Consider the following 15,703-nt stretch of genomic DNA (forward strand, 5'->3'; position numbering starts at 1 on the left):
CGGATCACGCCTCGGCGGCCCGGCGGCGCGCCACCTCGGCGAGGGTGACGGCGGCGGCGACGCTGGCGTTGAGCGACTCGACCTCGGAGACCATCGGGATGCTCACCGTGAGGTCGCAGGTCTCACCGACCAGCCGGGAGAGCCCTCGCCCCTCGGAGCCGACCACCACGACCAGCGGGCCGACGGCGGCCTCCAGGTCGTAGAGGTCCGTCTCGCCGTCGGCGTCGAGGCCCACGACCATGAAGCCGGCGTCCTGACAGGCCTTCAGCGACCGGGTCAGGTTGGTCACCTGGGCGACCGGCACCCGCGCCGCCGCGCCGGCGCTGGTCCGCCAGGCGGTCGCGGTGATCCCGGCGGCCCGTCGCTCGGGTACGAAGACGCCCTGCGCGCCGAAGGCGGCGGCGGAACGGATCACCGCGCCGAGGTTGCGCGGGTCGGTGACCCCGTCCAGCGCCACCAGCAGCGGGGCGGCCTGCTCCAGCGCCGCCGCGACGAGGTCCTCGAAGGGCTCGTACGCGAACGGCGGCACCTGGAGACCGATGCCCTGGTGCAGCACGCCGCCCGTCATCCGGTCCAGTTCTGCCCGGCTGATCTCCAGGTTCGCGATGCCCCGGTCGGCAGCCGTCCGGATGATCTCGTTGACCCGGTCGTCGACGTCGATGCCCTGGGCGGTGTAGAGCGCGGTCGCCGGCACCAGGGCGCGCAGCGCCTCCAGCACCGGGTTGCGCCCGACCAGCAGCTCCGGGGTGTCCTTCGACGGGTTGGACTTGCGGCCCGGGGCGACCCGAGGGCCGCCGCGACCGGCCGGCTTGGCGCCCCGGCCACCCGTGCCGCGCCCGCCGGTGCTCGGCGCGCCCCGGCCGCCGCCCCTGCCCCAGGTGGTGTCCTTGCTGCCCGGCTGACCGATCTTGGGGGCGCGCCCCTCCTCGGCCGCCGCCCGGCGCTCCTTGTCCTGCTTCCAGGCGGTGCGCTGGGGCAGCTTCTCGGTGCCCGAGTAGGCCTTGTGCCAGGGCCGCTCGTCGGCGGGCAGGGTCCTGCCCCGCCCGGCGAGGGAGTCCTTGTTCTTGCCACCGGAGCCCTTCGGGGCTCCCGCCTTCGGCGTCAGTCGCCGGCCACGGCGCTGCGAGTTGCCGGCCATCAGTCCTGCTCTCCAATAGTCCAACGGGGGCCCTGGGGGGTGTCCTCGACCACCACGCCGGCCTGCTTGAGCTGGTCGCGTACGGCGTCGGCGGCGGCCCAGTCCTTGCGACCGCGGGCCTGTGCGCGCTGCTCCAGGGCCAGCGCGACCAGCGAGTCCACCACGCCGCGCAGGTCGTCCGCGCGGCCGCCACCGGTCCACGCCGGGTCGAGGGGGTCGACCCCGAGGATATCCAGCATGGCGCGGGCCGCGGCCAGCGCCGTGCGGACGGTCACATCGTCGCCGGCGGTCAGCGCGGTGTTGCCGTCGCGCACCACCTCGTGCAGGACGGCGAACGCGGCGGAGGTGTTGAGGTCGTCGTCCATCGCCGCCGCGAACGCGCCCGGCAGCTCGCCGAGCTGCCCGGCGCCGACGCGCTCGACGGCCCGCTGCACGAACCCCTCGATCCGGCGGTACGCCACGGCGGCCTCGCGCAGCGCGTCCTCCGAGTAGTCGATCCGGGACCGGTAGTGCGCGGCGGCGTAGTAGTAGCGCAGCTCGACGGGGCGCACCCCGAGCGAGTCGACGTACGCCAGGTCGAGGGCGTTGCCCAGCGACTTGCCCATCTTGGCGCCGTCGATGCTGAGCAGCCCGTGGTGCACCCAGTAGCGGGCGAACGGCAGCCCGGCGGCCTGCGACTGGGCGATCTCGTTCTCGTGGTGCGGGAAGGTGAGGTCCAGCCCTCCGCCGTGGATGTCGAACTCGGCGCCGAGATAGCGCCAGCACATCGCCGAGCACTCGATGTGCCAGCCCGGCCGGCCCCGTCCCCACGGCGACGGCCAGTAGGCGTCCGCCGGCTCGTCGGGCTTGGCGCCCTTCCAGAGCGCGAAGTCGCGCGGGTCGCGCTTGCCCCGGTCGGGCGCGTCCCCGGCCGACTGCATCGCGTCCGGCGACTGTCCCGACAGGGAGCCGTAGGCCGGCCACGAGCGGACGTCGAAGTAGACGTCGCCGGAGTCGTCGGTGGCCGGGTAGGCGTGCCCGTCGGCGATCAGCTTGGCGATCAACTCGTGCATCTCCGGGATGTGCCCGGTGGCCCGCGGCTCGTACGTCGGGGGCAGCACGTTGAGCGCCCGGTAGGAATCGGCGAGGATCAGCTCGTTGGCGTACGCGATCGACCAGAACGGCCGACCCCGCTCCGTCGCCTTGACGAGGATCTTGTCGTCGATGTCGGTCACGTTGCGGATGAAGGTGACCTCGTAGCCGGCGGCGAGCAGCCAGCGACGCAGCACGTCGTAGTTGACGCCGGAGCGAAGGTGACCGATGTGCGGCGGGGCCTGGAGGGTGAGACCACACAGGTAGACCCCCACCTTGCCGGCTTCCCGCGGGACGAAGTCCCGCACCGATCGGGTGGCGGTGTCATACAGGCGTAGCGTCACCGTACAAGGGTAGCCGTCCCACGCGTTCCGGGGTTGTCCGGAGCCGGGTCGTACGCTGCTGGTCGTGGAGACGACGGCGCGGGGCGGGGAGACGGCGCAGACGCTGGACCGGGGGTTGCGCCTGCTGCACCTGGTCGCCGACGCGCCGGGCGGGCTGACCGTCACCGAGGCGGCGAACCGGTTGGGCGTCGGCCGGGCGGCGGTGTACCGGCTGGTCGGCGCGCTCGCCGCGCACGGCATGCTGCGCCGCGACGGCGAGGGCCGGCTGCGCCTCGGTGCCGGGGTGCTGCACCTGGCCCGGCGGGCCCAGCCACTGCTCGCCGAGGGGGCGCTGCCCGCGTTGCGCCGCCTCGCGGAGCAGGCCGGCGCGACCGCCCACCTGACGGTCGTCGAGGGCGGCGAGGGGGTCGCGCTCGCCGTGGTGGAGCCGAGTTGGACGTCGTTCCACGTCGCGTACCGGACGGGGGCGCGGCATCCGCTGGAGCGCGGCGCGGCCGGGCGGGCCATCCTCGCCGGCCGCACGGGCGCCGTCGGCCCGGTGAGCACCGCCGGGGAACTCCAGCCCGGAGCGTACGGGGTGGCCGCCCCGGTGCTCGGCGTGCCGGGCCTGGAGGCGAGCGTCGGGGTGGTGGCGCTGGCCCCGCTGGACGCCGAGGTGGTCGGCGCCCAGGTCCTCGCCGCCGCCACCACCATCGCCGCCGCCCTCACCTGAGCCGCCGCAGTCACCTGAGCCGCCGTCCTCACCTGAGCCGGGCGGTCCCCTACCACATCCGTCGGCCGCCGTGCCGGTTGTCCACAGTCGGCGGTCCTCACGACGGTCGCGGTTGTCCACAGGGCTGTCCGGCGGCGCGCGACGGCGGGCACGCTGCCCACATGCCACCTCCACCGCACCGACCCGGCGTCCTGGCCTGGCAGGTCTTCCGCGGCTCCGACGCGATCCGACAGGGCCTGGTCACCGAGCACCAGTTGCGCAGTTCGGCCTGGCTGCGCCTGCGCCACGACGTCTACGCCGACGCCCGGCTCGCCCGGGACCACGCCCTGGCCTGCCGGGCCGCCGTCCTGCGACTGCCGCCCGAGGCCCTCGTCGCCGGGCCCTCGGCGGCCTACCTGCACGGCGTCGAGCACGCCGCCTCCTTCGCCGACGACGTGCACGTCCTCGTCCCGAGGGCGATGCGCCTCGGCCCGCAGCGGGGCCTGCGCGTGCACTCCGTCGGCCCGGCCACGTCGCCGTCGCCCGTCCCCGCGCGGTCCCCTGTCCGGGGCGCGACCGCCCGCCCACCCGCCGAGGGTCCACGCACGACGGCACGCCCGAACGCGGGCTCCCGGTCGGCGGAGCCGGTGGGCAGTGGCAGGACGACGTGCCGTCACGACGTGGCGACTTTCCCGCCCGCCGGTGGCCTGCGCGTCGCGGTCCGCCTGCCCGACCCGGATCCGGACGCGGCGGCCCGCCTGCCGGCCAGCGGCCGGAGCGTCGTGGTCGGCCCGTCCCCGGGCGGCCTGAGGGTGGCGGACCTACGGACCGCCGGCGTGCCGGCGTGCACGGATCCGACCGCGGCGGCGTGGGAGACGGCCGTCTGGCTGGAGCCGCTCCGCGCGGTCGGCATCGTCGACACGCTGCTCCGGCGGGGCCTGACCAGCCGCGAGGCCCTCGCCGACGCGGCCGACCGCAACGCCGAGAGGCCCGGCGGTCGCCGGGCGCGCTGGGTGTTCGGGTTGGCGGATCCGGGCGCCCGGTCGCCGGCCGAGTCCGAGTTGCGGGTGCGGCTGGTGCTGGCCGGGCTGCCGCGCCCCGCCGTCGGGCACCCGGTCCGGGCCGCCTCCGGGCGGGTGCTGCGCGCCGATCTGGCCTGGCCGGCATACCGCGTCGCCGTCGCGCACGACGGACGGTACGCCGGGGCCGACGCCGGACGCGGACGGCACGCCGAGGCAGGCGACGCGCGGTGCGCCGAGGCCGACGCCGGTGAGCGGCACCTCGACCGGGTCGCCCGGCTGGCCGGTGCCGGCTGGCTCGTGCTGCCCGTGACCGACAGACGGCTGCGCCAGGACTTCCCGAACGTCCTGCGCGAGGTCCGCGCCGCGCTGGCCACCCGGGGCTGGCGCTCATGACCGGGTCGTCCCGGGATTGGCGCGCGTGACCGGGTTCCCGTCGCCGGTGTCCCGGTCCGTCACCCGTCGCCGCACAGACGAGGGGCCCGGCCGGGATCGGCCGGGCCCCTCTCGTCCACCGTTACGGGCGGGCGTCGGGCTTGAGCGGGGTCTTCACCGCCGCGTAGGCGTCCACCATGCCGTAGCCGTAGAAGCCGTTGAAGTTCAGCCCTCCGGCGCAGTAGGCGTCGAACTCGGCGTCGCGACCCTCGTTGGCGTACGACTGCAGGCGCGGCTCCGGGCAGGCACGCTCGGCGGCCGTCCGGTAGAGGTGCTGCTCCACCAGTTTCGGCGCCATGCCGAAGCCGCCACGGCGGTCCTTCTTGCCGTGCCTGCTGACGATCAGCGCGGCGACGCCGGAGGCGTGCGGGGCCGCCATCGAGGTGCCCTGCAGGTAGGTGTAGTACCCGCACTCACCGTTGGCCTTGCACGCCTTGAAGACCGTCTCCTCGAAGCCGGCGACGATGTTGCCGTTCGCGTCGACCGAGCCCTCCTCCTGGAGCACCTTCTTCGGGTACGTCGAGAGGATCATGTTGGCGTCGGTGCGGTAGGTGTCCGTGCCGAACCCGTCGCGGAACCAGCCGCCGGGCGCCGCCACGGCGGTCTGCTCGGTGCCGTAGTTCGAGAAGTCCGACTTCTTGCCCGACGGCCCCACCGACGACACGCTGATCACGTTCGGGCCCTCGGTGGGCAGGTTCCAGCAACCGTCGTTGTCGATGTCGCGCGGGTAGGGCGCCGTGGCACCGTAGTTCGGGCTCGACGCGTCGGTCCGCGGGTCGCCCAGGTCCTCGTGGTTGTTGCCCAGCGCGCCGACGAGGGTGACCCCACGGCTGTGGGCGTAGGTCAGCGCCCGCTTCATGGCCTTGATGGTCGCCCGCTGCGCGGCCTGTGCCTCCGGGGAGTCGGCCGGGTTGGCGGTGCAGTTGTAGAGCCACGGGTCGACGTAGAAGGACATGTTGACCACGTCGAGGCCGACCTTGCCGGCGTGCAGCAGGGAGTTGACCACCGGCTCCAGGAAGAAGTAACCGGCGTCCTGGCCGCCCTTGAGCTCGACCAGGGAGATGTTCGGGGCGACGCCGGAGAGGCCGAAGCCGTTGGCCGCGGCGCCGATGGTGCCGGCCACGTGGGTGCCGTGTCCGCCGTCGTCGGTGCCGACCGGGTCGAGGCAGCTCGCCACCTCGCACTCGCCGTCGACGTCCACGATGTCGGGGGCGAAGTTGCGCGACAGCGCCCAGTTGAAGTTCGGCGCGATGTCCGGGTTGCTGGCGTCGACGCCGGTGTCCAGGATGCCCACGGTGACCCGGCGGTCACCCGGCTCGACCTTGCGGGCCCGGTCGGCCCGGATCATCTCCAGGCCCCAGAGCTTGTCGTCCAGCGGGTCCATCTTCTTGCCGCGCTGCGCGCCGGCGCCCTTGGCGGCGGCGGCCAGCAGGTGCTCCTGCTCGACCCGGTCGAGCTTGGGCTTACGGCCGATCGCCTTCTGCTCGGCGGCGCCGAGCAGCGCCGAGGCGGCAGAGGCCTTCGCGGCGAAGTCCGCCCGGTCGCTGGTCACCCGGAACATGCCGACCTCGTCGGACCGGGAGACCACCGTGCCGCCGGCCGACCGGATGGCGGCGATGGCGGCGTCCGCGGAGACACCGTCCTCGGCGACGACGGTGAAGGTACGGGCGCTGGTCGGGCCGGCACTGGCCGGCACGCTCATACCCGTCACCGCGAGTGCCAGCACGGTCGCGGTCGCGACAGCACCGGCGGTGAAGCGCTTGCTCACCACATCGGATCCTCTCGTTGAGGGACGTGGCAGCCATCAGACAGCACCTCGGTACTTTCCGCCAGAGGAACGTCGGCTATGGCCTGAATCTCGCTTTCCTCCGCAGCGGACGCCAGAACGCGCGCCGTTCGGGTTCCTCCCCGCACGGGCGGGCGCTTGATCGTCGTCACGGCAGTGCGGGCTCGGCCACGCGCGGCCCGGGGTGGCCGTCGGCGCGGGAAGCCCGCAGCTCGTCGACGCGTACGAGGGCGACACCGCCGACGATCAGGGCGCCACCGGCCAGTTGCACCACGGTGGGCAGCTCACCCAGCACCAGCCAGGCGATCAGGACGGCGAACATCACCTCGGTCAACCCGACGAACGACGACAGGCGGGCGCCGAGGATCCGGGTGCCGGCGATCCCGGCGAGGTACGCGACGACGGCGGCGACCAGCGACAGTCCGACCACCGGCACCAGCCAGCTGGTGCGCTGTCCGGCGAAGGTGACCTCGCCGAGGGCGACCCGCAGCGGCAGCGCCCCGACCGCGCCGAGCAGCAGCAGGACGGCGGCCCCGACGGCCATGCCGCCGCTGGCCAGGACCACCGAGGGCAGCCGTTCGTCGACCCGTCCCGCGAGCACGAAGTAGCCGGCGAGCCCGACCGCCGCCCCGAGCCCCCAGAGCACGCCCACCGGGTCGAGCCGGCCGGCGCCGGTCAGGTCCAGCACGAGGAACAGGCCGGCGAGCGCCGCCACCGAGCCGGCGACGGTCAGCCGGCGGGGACGCTGCCCGTGCACCAGCCACATCCAGCCGACCACCAGGACGATGCCGAGATACTCCAGCAGCAGTGCCACGCCGACGGGCAGGTAGCGGACCGCGTTGAAGAAGCAGACCTGGGCCGTCGCGACCCCGAGCAGCCCGAACACGCCGACCGCCACGAGGTTGCGGCGCAGCACGCCCCATCTGCCGCGCAGGGCCAGCACGGCCGGGACCGCCACGACCAGCGCCGCGATGCCCACCCGGACCACCACGGCGGCTTCGGCCGACCAGCCGGCGTCGATGAGGGACCGGGCGAACGTGCCCGACGTGGCGAACGTGACGGCGGACAGCAGGGCGAGGCCGAGACCGAGCCCGGCGGCGGGTGGTTGACGCATCGATCCACTCCCACTGTCATGAGTAAACTGCCACTATGCTCATGACGCTAGATCGGCGCTCCGACAGGAGTCAAGTTGCTCTTCACCCATGACACGGAATGCTCCCTGACCGCGGCGGCCGCGCTCGTCAACACCGACCGCCGGGGCGACGAGGGGCTGCCCGACGTCGCCGCCCTGGACGCGTTCTTCGTCACCCACGCCTACACCGGGCGGCACGAGCACACCGAGGACGAGCTGCGGGCGGTGCGCGACCTGCGGCCCCGACTACGCCGCGTCTGGTACGCCGACGTCGAGGAGATCGTCACCACCGTCAACGGGCTGCTCCGCGAGAACCGGGCGCTGCCGCAGCTCATCACCCACGACGACGAGCCGTACCACATCCACGCCGTACCGCGCGACGCGCCGCTGGCGACCCGGATGGCCGTCGAGGCCGCGCTGGCGTTGGCGGATCTCGTACGCACGGGGGAACTGCGCCGGCTGCGGATCTGCGACCACCCGGACTGCGAGAACGTACTCGTCGACCTGTCGAAGAACCGCTCCCGACGGTTCTGCGACGCGGGCTGCGGCAACCGCGCCGCCGTCACCGCCTACCGCGCCCGCAGGTCGACCGCGCGCGGCTGACGGGGCGGGGCCGCGCGCGGTGCACCACGGTCCAGGGCCCGGCGACGGACGGTACGCGCTCCACCCGCCTGACACGGGCAGCGCGCGGCACGCCCTGACACGCGGGCGGGGCGGGCTCAGGGGTGGGTCATCCGGAGCAGGTCGAGTGCCTCGTCGAGCTGGGTCTCGGTCAGCTTGCCCGAGTCGACGTGCCCCCGGGAGATGACCACCTCGCGGATCGAGACCTGCTTGGCCAGCGCCTCCTTGGCGATCGAGGCGGCCTCGTCGTAGCCGAGGTGACGGTTGAGCGGCGTGACGATCGACGGCGAGCCCTCCGCGTACGCCAGGCAGACCTCGGCGTCCGCGACCAGGCCGACCACCAGGCGGTCGGCGAAGAGCCGGCTCGACGCGGCGAGCAGGCGGACCGACTCCAGCAGGTTGCGGCCCATGACGGGGAGCATGACGTTCAGCTCGAAGTCGCCCTGGGAACCGGCGAACCCGACGGCGGCGTCGTTGCCGATGACCTGGGCGCAGACCTGCCGCATCGCCTCGGCGACCACCGGGTTGACCTTGCCCGGCATGATCGACGAGCCGGGCTGGAGGTCGGGGATGCGCAGCTCGCGCAGCCCGGCGCGGGGGCCCGAACCCATCCAGCGGATGTCGTTGGCGATCTTGTAGAGACCGACGGCGACCGTACGCAGCTGTCCCGAGGTCTCCACCAGCGCGTCCCGGGCGCCCTGCGCCTCGAAGTGGTTGCGCGCCTCGGTCAGCGGCAGCCCCGTCGAACCGCGCAGCCTCTCGACGACCTTCGCGGCGAAGCCGAGCGGGGTGTTGATGCCGGTGCCCACCGCCGTGCCGCCCAGCGGCAGCTCGGCCAGTCGGGGCAGCGCCCCCTCCAGGCGCTCGATGCCGTAGCGGATCTGCGCGGCGTACCCGCCGAACTCCTGCCCCAGGGTCACCGGGGTGGCGTCCATCAGGTGGGTCCGCCCGGCCTTGACCACGGTCTCGAACTCCGCCGCCTTGCCCTCCAGCGCCTCCGCCAGGTGGGCCAGCGCGGGCAGCAGGTCCCGCGCGACCGCCTCGGTGGCGGCGAGGTGGATCGAGGACGGGAAGACGTCGTTGCTGGACTGCGAGGCGTTCACGTCGTCGTTCGGGTGCACGTCACGGCCCAGCTCCCGGCTGGCCAACGTGGCGATGACCTCGTTGGTGTTCATGTTCGACGACGTGCCGGACCCGGTCTGGAACACGTCGATCGGGAACTGGTCGTCGTAGCCGCCGTCGGCCACGTGCGCCGCCGCCGCGGCGATCGCCGCGGCCACGTCCGCGTCGATCACGCCCAGTTCGCCGTTGACCTCGGCCGCCGCGCCCTTGATCTGGGCCAGCGCCCGGATCTGGGCCGGTTCGATGCCCCGGCCGGAGATCGGGAAGTTCTGCACCGCGCGCTGGGTCTGCGCGCGCCACAGCGCCTCGGTGGGCACCTCCACCTCGCCCATCGAGTCGCGTTCGATCCGGTAGCCCGTCGCCTCTGGAGTCGTCACGCGTTCCATCCTGCCGCGTCGACGAGGGACTCGCAGATTATCGTGAGTCCCTCGTCGCTCGGCGGCACCGACCGCAGTCCCTTCGCGTACGCGAGGCTCAGCGGCGGCCGACCGTCAGCACCGGCTTGGTGACCTCGGCGAAGAAGTCGTTGCCCTTGTCGTCGACCACGATGAAGGCCGGGAAGTCCTCGACCTGGATCTTCCAGACCGCCTCCATGCCCAGCTCCGGGTATTCCAGGACCTCGACGTGCTTGATGCAGTCCTGCGCGAGCCGGGCGGCCGGGCCGCCGATCGAGCCGAGGTAGAAGCCGCCGTGCTGCTGGCAGGAGCGGGTGACCTGGGCGGAGCGGTTGCCCTTGGCGAGCATGACCTGCGAGCCGCCCGCAACCTGGAACTTCTCCACGTACGCGTCCATCCGCCCGGCGGTGGTCGGGCCGAAGGAGCCGGACGCGTAGCCCTCCGGGGTCTTGGCCGGGCCGGCGTAGTAGACCGCGTGGTCGCGCAGGTACTGCGGCATCGGCTCACCGGCGTCCAGCCGCTCCGCGATCTTGGCGTGCGCGATGTCGCGGGCCACCACGAGTGGGCCGGTCAGCGAGAGCCGGGTCTTCACCGGGTACTTCGACAGCTCGGCGCGGATCTCGTCCATCGGCCGGTTGAGGTCGACGCGGACCACCTCGGACGCGTCGAGCGTCTCGTCGGTGACGTCGGGCAGGTAGCGCGCCGGGTCGGTCTCGAGTCGCTCCAGCCACACGCCCGACGGGGTGATCTTGGCGACCGCCTGCCGGTCGGCCGAGCAGGAGACGGCGATCGCCACCGGGCAGGAGGCGCCGTGCCGGGGCAGCCGGACCACCCGTACGTCGTGGCAGAAGTAGCGCCCGCCGAACTGCGCGCCGATGCCGAAGTTGCGGGTCAGCTCCAGCACCTCCGCCTCCAGCTCCAGGTCCCGGAAGCCGTGCGCGCTCATCGAGCCGGAGGTGGGCAGCGCGTCGAGGTACTTGGCGCTGGCGTACTTGGCGGTCTTCAGGGCGTACTCGGCGGAGGTGCCGCCGATGACGACGGCCAGGTGGTAGGGCGGGCAGGCGGCGGTGCCGATGAGCCGCAGCTTCTCCTCCAGGAACTGCATCATCCGCGTGGGGTTCAGCAGCGCCTTGGTCTCCTGGTAGAGGTACGACTTGTTGGCCGAGCCGCCGCCCTTGGCCATGAAGAGGAACTTGTACGCGTCGGGCTGCCCGTCCGGGTCCTCCGCGTAGAGCTCGACCTGGGCCGGCAGGTTGCTGCCGGTGTTGCGCTCCTCCCACATGGTCAGCGGGGCGAGCTGCGAGTAGCGCAGGTTGAGCCGGGTGTAGGCCTGGTAGACGCCGCGCGAGAGGGCCTCGGCGTCGCTGCCGTCGGTGAGCACGTGCCGGCCGCGCTTGCCCATCACGATGGCGGTGCCCGTGTCCTGGCACATCGGCAGCACGCCGCCGGCCGCGATGTTGGCGTTGCGCAGCAGGTCGAGCGCGACGAACCGGTCGTTCGGCGAGGCCGCCGGATCGTCGATGATCGCGCGCAGCTGGGCCAGGTGGGCGGGGCGCAGGAAGTGCGCGATGTCGTGCATGGCCTCGGCCGTCAGCGCGGTGAGCGCGGTCGGCTCCACGGTGAGGAACCGACGGCCCCCCGGTCCGTTGACGACGTCGACGCCCTCGTCGGTGACCAGGCGGTATTCCGTCTGGTCCGGGCCGGTCGGCAGCAAGGGAGCGTACGAGAACGCGGCGGCACTGCTCATGAGCGGAAAGCCTAGGGCAGAAGGTTCGATCAGTCCCACCCGCCGGGTGGGTCCTGCGGCGGCGCTCTCACCCGGGGCAGAGCTCCCGCTTCGGGCCGCAGCTGTCCGCCGGCCCGGGGACGCCGGCCGTGCCGCCGGGACCGGGTACGCCGCCGTCGCGCGGCGGGACGGGGGCGCCGGGCGCGCCGCCGAAGCGGACGTAGCCGATCTCCCGCCCCTCCCCGATGATCATGCCGCCGGGGCCGACCGCGAGGGCGTTCGCGGAGGTGCGTAGGCTCGCCAGCTCCCGTCCGGTACGCGGGTCCAGCGCGACCAGCCGGGACGGCTTCTCGTCGGCGACCACGGCCGCGTACGGGGTGAGCGCCGCGCCGGCCTTCGTCCCGGCGGGACGGGTCCACCGCACCCGCCCGGTGCCGAGTTCCCGGCCGACGACCGCGCGTTTGTCGGCCGAGCGGACCAGGGCGTACCGGTCGTCGACGGCGAGCAGCCGCTCCCCGGCGGAGGTGACCAGCAGCAACCGCCCGTCGTAGCCGTCGAGGACCGCCTCGCGGGCGTCCGGGGCCACCCCGATCAGCACGTTGCGCGCGCCGTGCGGATCCTCCCGCTGTGCGCACCCGGCGTTGTCGGCGGTCCGCAGGTTGATCCCGGTCCGCTGCCACGTCTCCTGGCCGGTCGCCGCGTCCCGGCCGGAGATGGCGAAGTAGCAGGTGCCGTCCTGGGATCGGGCGGTGATCCGCAGCAGCCGGCCGCCGACGACCGACAGCCGCTCGTCCCGGCCGGGCTCGACGTCCTGCAGGACCCGGCCGGTGGCGGTGTCGAGGACGTGCACCCGACCGTCGATGGGGAAGCCCAGCAGCGGCGGTACGGGCTCGGGGCCGGCCACCTCGTCGTCGATCCGCACGGCGTCGAGCCGGCGGGTGTCGAGCAGCCCGGGGTTGTCGCCGAGCAGTCCGCTGCGCACCCCCGGCACGAAGGCCGTCCAGATCGGGGCGGTGCCGCGCGGGTCCCAGGCGCTCACCGTGCAGTCGGTGGCCTCGACGCAGCGGGCGTCGAGCAGCATGTTGCGGTACGTCCAGACGGCCACCGAGTCGTCGTTGCGCCGCCGCGTGGCGCCGGTCGTCGGGTCCAGCACCTCGTACCCCTTGACCAGCAGCTTGCCCACGACGACGACCGGGTCCCGGTCGCCGCCGGCCACCGCGGACCAGTCGGCCTTGCGCTCCCACAGCTGGGCGCCGGTGGCCAGGCTGCGCGCCTCCACGCGGGTGCGCTGCTCGACCACCACGGTGTCGCCGGCGATGGTCACGCTGCGCGGGGTGCCGCCGACGCGCTGCTGCCAGACCACGTCCGGCTCGGAGATCGGCTCGCTGCGGTCGACCCAGTCCCACACCGCGGGGAAGGGGTTCCACACCCCGGTCGCGGCGAGCGCGACGACCGCGGCGAGCGCGAGCAGCAGCCCGCCACGCCACCCCCCGAGGCCGCCTGCCTTCGCCACACGCACACGGTAGCGACGACCGCCGCGCCCGCCGCCCTCCCGCGCCGCCGTGTCGCCGCCCTTTCTCGGCCTTCGGGGGCGTGCGGAGCAAGCCCGTCATCGCGGCGCGGGCTCCCGCCTCACCGCTGGGCGGCGGAGCGGACCAGGGGAAGCGTGCGGTAGGGGATCTGCTCGGCCAGGGCGATGATCGTCGAGGCGCGGCGGATGCCCTCGTACGAGACGATCTGGTCGATCACCCGCTGGAGGTCGGTGTTCGAGCGGGCCACGATCCGGCAGAGCAGGTCGCTGGAGCCGGTGATGGTGTGCGCCTCCAGCACCTCCGGGATGGCGGCCAGGTGCGCGGCGACCAGGTCGTGCCCGTCCCGCTGGCTGATCTCGAGGGTGACGAAGCTGGTCACCCCGAACCCGATCGCCGCCGGCGAGATCTCCGGCCCGAACCCGCCGACGACGCCCCGCTCGACGAGCTTGTCCAGCCGGGCCTGCACGGTGCCCCGGGCGACGCCGAGGCGCCGGGAACACTCCAGCACCCCGATCCGCGGTTCCTCCGCGAGCAGTTCGATCAACCGCGCGTCGAGGACGTCGAGCTGCACAACCTGACCAGCACCCATACCTCTGCACCCTACTTAATGTGCAACCTGACCAGGCGTTGGAGTGACAGTTGCCCAGTGCGGCACTTCCCCGCGATCCTCGCCACAGCACCACCGCACCTGACCGACGGCGGCGGCCACCGGGCCGACCGGAACTTGAGGGAGACCGCGATGACCCAGGCGATCGACCGACCCCAGGCGTCCGACGACGTCGACGTCGACGTGCTCGTCGGCGCCGTCGACCACGACATCAGCCGCGACCCGTTCCCCGTCAAGGGCCTCGACCACGTGCACTTCCTGGTGGGCAACGCCAAGCAGGCCGCGCACTACTACTCCACCGCCTTCGGGATGACCTGCGTGGCGTACCGGGGCCCGGAGCAGGGCTACCGCGACCACGCCCAGTACGTGCTGACCAGCGGCTCGGCCCGGTTCGTGCTGACCGGGGCCGTCCGCCCGGACGCCGAGGGCGCCGAGCACGTGGCGAAGCACAGCGACGGTGTCTCCGACATCGCGCTGGAGGTGCCGGACGTCGACGCGGCGTACGCGCACGCCACCGCGCAGGGCGCCACCGGCCTGCTCGAGCCGCACGACGTCAGCGACGAGCACGGCACGGTCCGGCTGGCCGCCGTCGCGACGTACGGCGACACCCGGCACACCCTGGTCGACCGGTCGCGCTACACCGGCCCGTTCCTGCCCGGCTTCGTGGCCCGCGCGCCGATCGTGGACCGCCAGCCGATGATCGACGCCGGCCTCCAGCCGAAGCGCTTCTTCCAGGCCGTCGACCACGTGGTCGGCAACGTCGAGCTCGGCCGGATGGACGAGTGGGTCGAGTTCTACAAGCGCGTCATGGGCTTCTCGAACATGGCCGAGTTCATCGGCGACGACATCGCCACGGACTACTCGGCGCTGATGAGCAAGGTCGTCGCGAACGGCACCCGCAAGGTGAAGTTCCCGCTCAACGAGCCGGCGATCGCCCGCAAGAAGTCGCAGATCGACGAGTACCTGGAGTTCTACCAGGGCCCGGGCGCCCAGCACATCGCCGTGGCCACCAACGACATCCTGGCCAGCGTCGACGCCATGCGCGCCGCCGGCGTCGAGTTCCTGGACACCCCGGACTCCTACTACGACGACCCGGAGCTGCGCGCCCGGATCGGCCAGGTGCGGGTGCCGATCGAGGAGCTGAAGGCCCGCAAGATCCTGGTGGACCGGGACGAGGACGGCTACCTGCTCCAGATCTTCACCAAGCCGGTGCAGGACCGTCCGACGGTCTTCTTCGAGCTGATCGAGCGGCACGGCTCGCTCGGCTTCGGCAAGGGCAACTTCAAGGCGCTCTTCCAGGCCATCGAGCGGGAGCAGGAAGCGCGCGGCAACCTGTAACACTGACGAGCGTGACGCAGCCTCCGACGTACCCGACGCCGCCGGCCGGTGGGCCCCCGCCCGCCGCCGGCGGCTTCGTGCCGCCTTCCGGTCCCGCCAGACAGGGGTACGCGGTGCCGCCCCGGCACGCCCCGCCCGGTCAGCTCCCGCCGCCGGGCTGGACCCCGCCGCCCCCGGGCTGGGCCGGTCCGCCCCGCCCGGCCCCGGCGCTCGGGCCCGGCGGCCAGCCGCTCGCCAGCTTCGGTGACCGGCTGCTCGCCGCGCTGATCGACGGCGCGGTGAGCACGGCGGTGGCGATGGTGCTCTTCCTGCCGCCGTTGCTGATCCTGTTCTGGAACGTGGCGACCGACCTGACCCGGACCTACCCGGACGGGCCGCCGCCCGACGCGTTCCTCACGGAGTTCATGCTGCCGATCCTGCTGCTCGAACTGGCCCTGGTGGTGGTGATGCTCGGGCTCTACTGGCTCTACCACGTGGAGTACATGAAGCGCACCGGGCAGACGTACGGCAAGAAGGTGATGAAGCTGCGGATCGTGCCGCTCGACCCGGCCGCCGCGCTGGACCGTCGGATGGCCGGCCGCCGGTACGCGGTGCAGTACCTGGCCGCCGGCTTCCTGCCCGGCCTCAGCTACCTCGACGGGCTCTGGCAGCTGTGGGACAAGCCCTGGCAGCAGTGCCTCCACGACAAGTTCGCCGGCACCGTCGTCGTTAAGGTGTCTGCGTGAGCGAGCGCAGCGAGGCCAGGC

13 protein-coding genes are annotated in these 15,703 nt (G+C 73.4%); 5 read left to right on the top strand and 8 right to left on the bottom strand.

The genetic code is table 11. The features are described 5' to 3' along the window. Window positions 1-4: 4 nt before the first annotated feature. Together rlmB and cysS are read right to left on the bottom strand one after the other, a co-directional pair. A complete protein-coding gene (rlmB, locus tag V6U77_RS01090; RefSeq protein WP_334604145.1) occupies window positions 5-1,138 on the bottom strand; it encodes a 23S rRNA (guanosine(2251)-2'-O)-methyltransferase RlmB in 1,134 nt (377 codons plus the stop codon). Continuing rightward, the gene (gene cysS, locus V6U77_RS01095) at window positions 1,138-2,553 is read right to left on the bottom strand and encodes a cysteine--tRNA ligase (protein ID WP_334604146.1); all 1,416 of its coding nucleotides are present in this window, start codon (window positions 2,551-2,553) and stop codon (window positions 1,138-1,140) included. The genes rlmB and cysS overlap by 1 nt, the downstream gene beginning before the upstream one ends. Before the next feature lie 64 nt (window positions 2,554-2,617). Here cysS and V6U77_RS01100 point away from each other — a divergent pair, with 64 nt between their 5' ends. Both V6U77_RS01100 and V6U77_RS01105 read left to right on the top strand, forming a co-directional pair. Continuing rightward, window positions 2,618-3,265, top strand: a complete 648-nt coding sequence (locus V6U77_RS01100; RefSeq protein WP_334604147.1) for an IclR family transcriptional regulator — start codon at window positions 2,618-2,620, stop codon at window positions 3,263-3,265. 161 nt (window positions 3,266-3,426) lie between these two features. After that, entirely contained in the window at window positions 3,427-4,659 is a 1,233-nt protein-coding gene (locus V6U77_RS01105; RefSeq protein ID WP_334604148.1) for a hypothetical protein, read from the top strand. Between the two features lie 121 nt (window positions 4,660-4,780). On the opposite strand, the gene V6U77_RS01110 is transcribed toward V6U77_RS01105, so the two are convergent. Beyond that, complete coding sequence (locus V6U77_RS01110; protein ID WP_334604149.1) at window positions 4,781-6,466, bottom strand: S8 family serine peptidase; 1,686 nt, start codon at window positions 6,464-6,466, stop codon at window positions 4,781-4,783. A 166-nt stretch (window positions 6,467-6,632) separates the two neighbouring features. After that, on the bottom strand, window positions 6,633-7,598 hold the full coding sequence (locus tag V6U77_RS01115; RefSeq protein ID WP_334604150.1) for an EamA family transporter: 966 nt from the start codon (window positions 7,596-7,598) through the stop codon (window positions 6,633-6,635). Between the two features lie 75 nt (window positions 7,599-7,673). Here V6U77_RS01115 and V6U77_RS01120 point away from each other — a divergent pair, with 75 nt between their 5' ends. After that, window positions 7,674-8,219, top strand: coding sequence for a CGNR zinc finger domain-containing protein (locus tag V6U77_RS01120; RefSeq protein ID WP_334604151.1), 546 nt, complete (start codon window positions 7,674-7,676; stop codon window positions 8,217-8,219). Between the two features lie 116 nt (window positions 8,220-8,335). On the opposite strand, the gene V6U77_RS01125 is transcribed toward V6U77_RS01120, so the two are convergent. From V6U77_RS01125 to V6U77_RS01140, 4 genes are all read right to left on the bottom strand, one after another. Next, on the bottom strand, window positions 8,336-9,736 hold the full coding sequence (locus V6U77_RS01125; RefSeq protein ID WP_442934349.1) for a class II fumarate hydratase: 1,401 nt from the start codon (window positions 9,734-9,736) through the stop codon (window positions 8,336-8,338). 97 nt (window positions 9,737-9,833) lie between these two features. Continuing rightward, window positions 9,834-11,501 (bottom strand): fumarate hydratase, encoded by a 1,668-nt coding sequence (locus V6U77_RS01130; protein WP_334604153.1) that lies wholly within the window; start codon window positions 11,499-11,501, stop codon window positions 9,834-9,836. Window positions 11,502-11,568: 67 nt separating this feature from the next. Beyond that, window positions 11,569-12,993 (bottom strand): outer membrane protein assembly factor BamB family protein, encoded by a 1,425-nt coding sequence (locus V6U77_RS01135; RefSeq protein WP_334604154.1) that lies wholly within the window; start codon window positions 12,991-12,993, stop codon window positions 11,569-11,571. Window positions 12,994-13,112: 119 nt separating this feature from the next. Further along, window positions 13,113-13,601, bottom strand: a complete 489-nt coding sequence (locus tag V6U77_RS01140; protein ID WP_334604155.1) for an Lrp/AsnC family transcriptional regulator — start codon at window positions 13,599-13,601, stop codon at window positions 13,113-13,115. A 150-nt stretch (window positions 13,602-13,751) separates the two neighbouring features. Here V6U77_RS01140 and hppD point away from each other — a divergent pair, with 150 nt between their 5' ends. Continuing rightward, window positions 13,752-14,957, top strand: coding sequence for a 4-hydroxyphenylpyruvate dioxygenase (hppD, locus tag V6U77_RS01145; protein ID WP_334604156.1), 1,206 nt, complete (start codon window positions 13,752-13,754; stop codon window positions 14,955-14,957). Window positions 14,958-14,968: 11 nt separating this feature from the next. Next, window positions 14,969-15,682: an RDD family protein gene (locus tag V6U77_RS01150; RefSeq protein ID WP_334604157.1), complete on the top strand. Its 714-nt coding sequence runs from the start codon at window positions 14,969-14,971 to the stop codon at window positions 15,680-15,682. Window positions 15,683-15,703: the final 21 nt, after the last annotated feature.

The organism is Micromonospora sp. CPCC 205546 (genome assembly GCF_036902715.1).
Lineage (GTDB): Bacteria > Actinomycetota > Actinomycetes > Mycobacteriales > Micromonosporaceae > Micromonospora.

Coding starts and splice junctions, on each gene's coding strand:
- rlmB (WP_334604145.1), bottom strand. CDS start 1,138: ATGGCCGGCAACTCGCAGCGCCGTGGCCGGCGACTGACGCCGAAGGCG.
- V6U77_RS01105 (WP_334604148.1), top strand. CDS start 3,427: ATGCCACCTCCACCGCACCGACCCGGCGTCCTGGCCTGGCAGGTCTTC.
- V6U77_RS01115 (WP_334604150.1), bottom strand. CDS start 7,598: ATGCGTCAACCACCCGCCGCCGGGCTCGGTCTCGGCCTCGCCCTGCTG.
- V6U77_RS01130 (WP_334604153.1), bottom strand. CDS start 11,501: ATGAGCAGTGCCGCCGCGTTCTCGTACGCTCCCTTGCTGCCGACCGGC.
- V6U77_RS01140 (WP_334604155.1), bottom strand. CDS start 13,601: ATGGGTGCTGGTCAGGTTGTGCAGCTCGACGTCCTCGACGCGCGGTTG.
- hppD (WP_334604156.1), top strand. CDS start 13,752: ATGACCCAGGCGATCGACCGACCCCAGGCGTCCGACGACGTCGACGTC.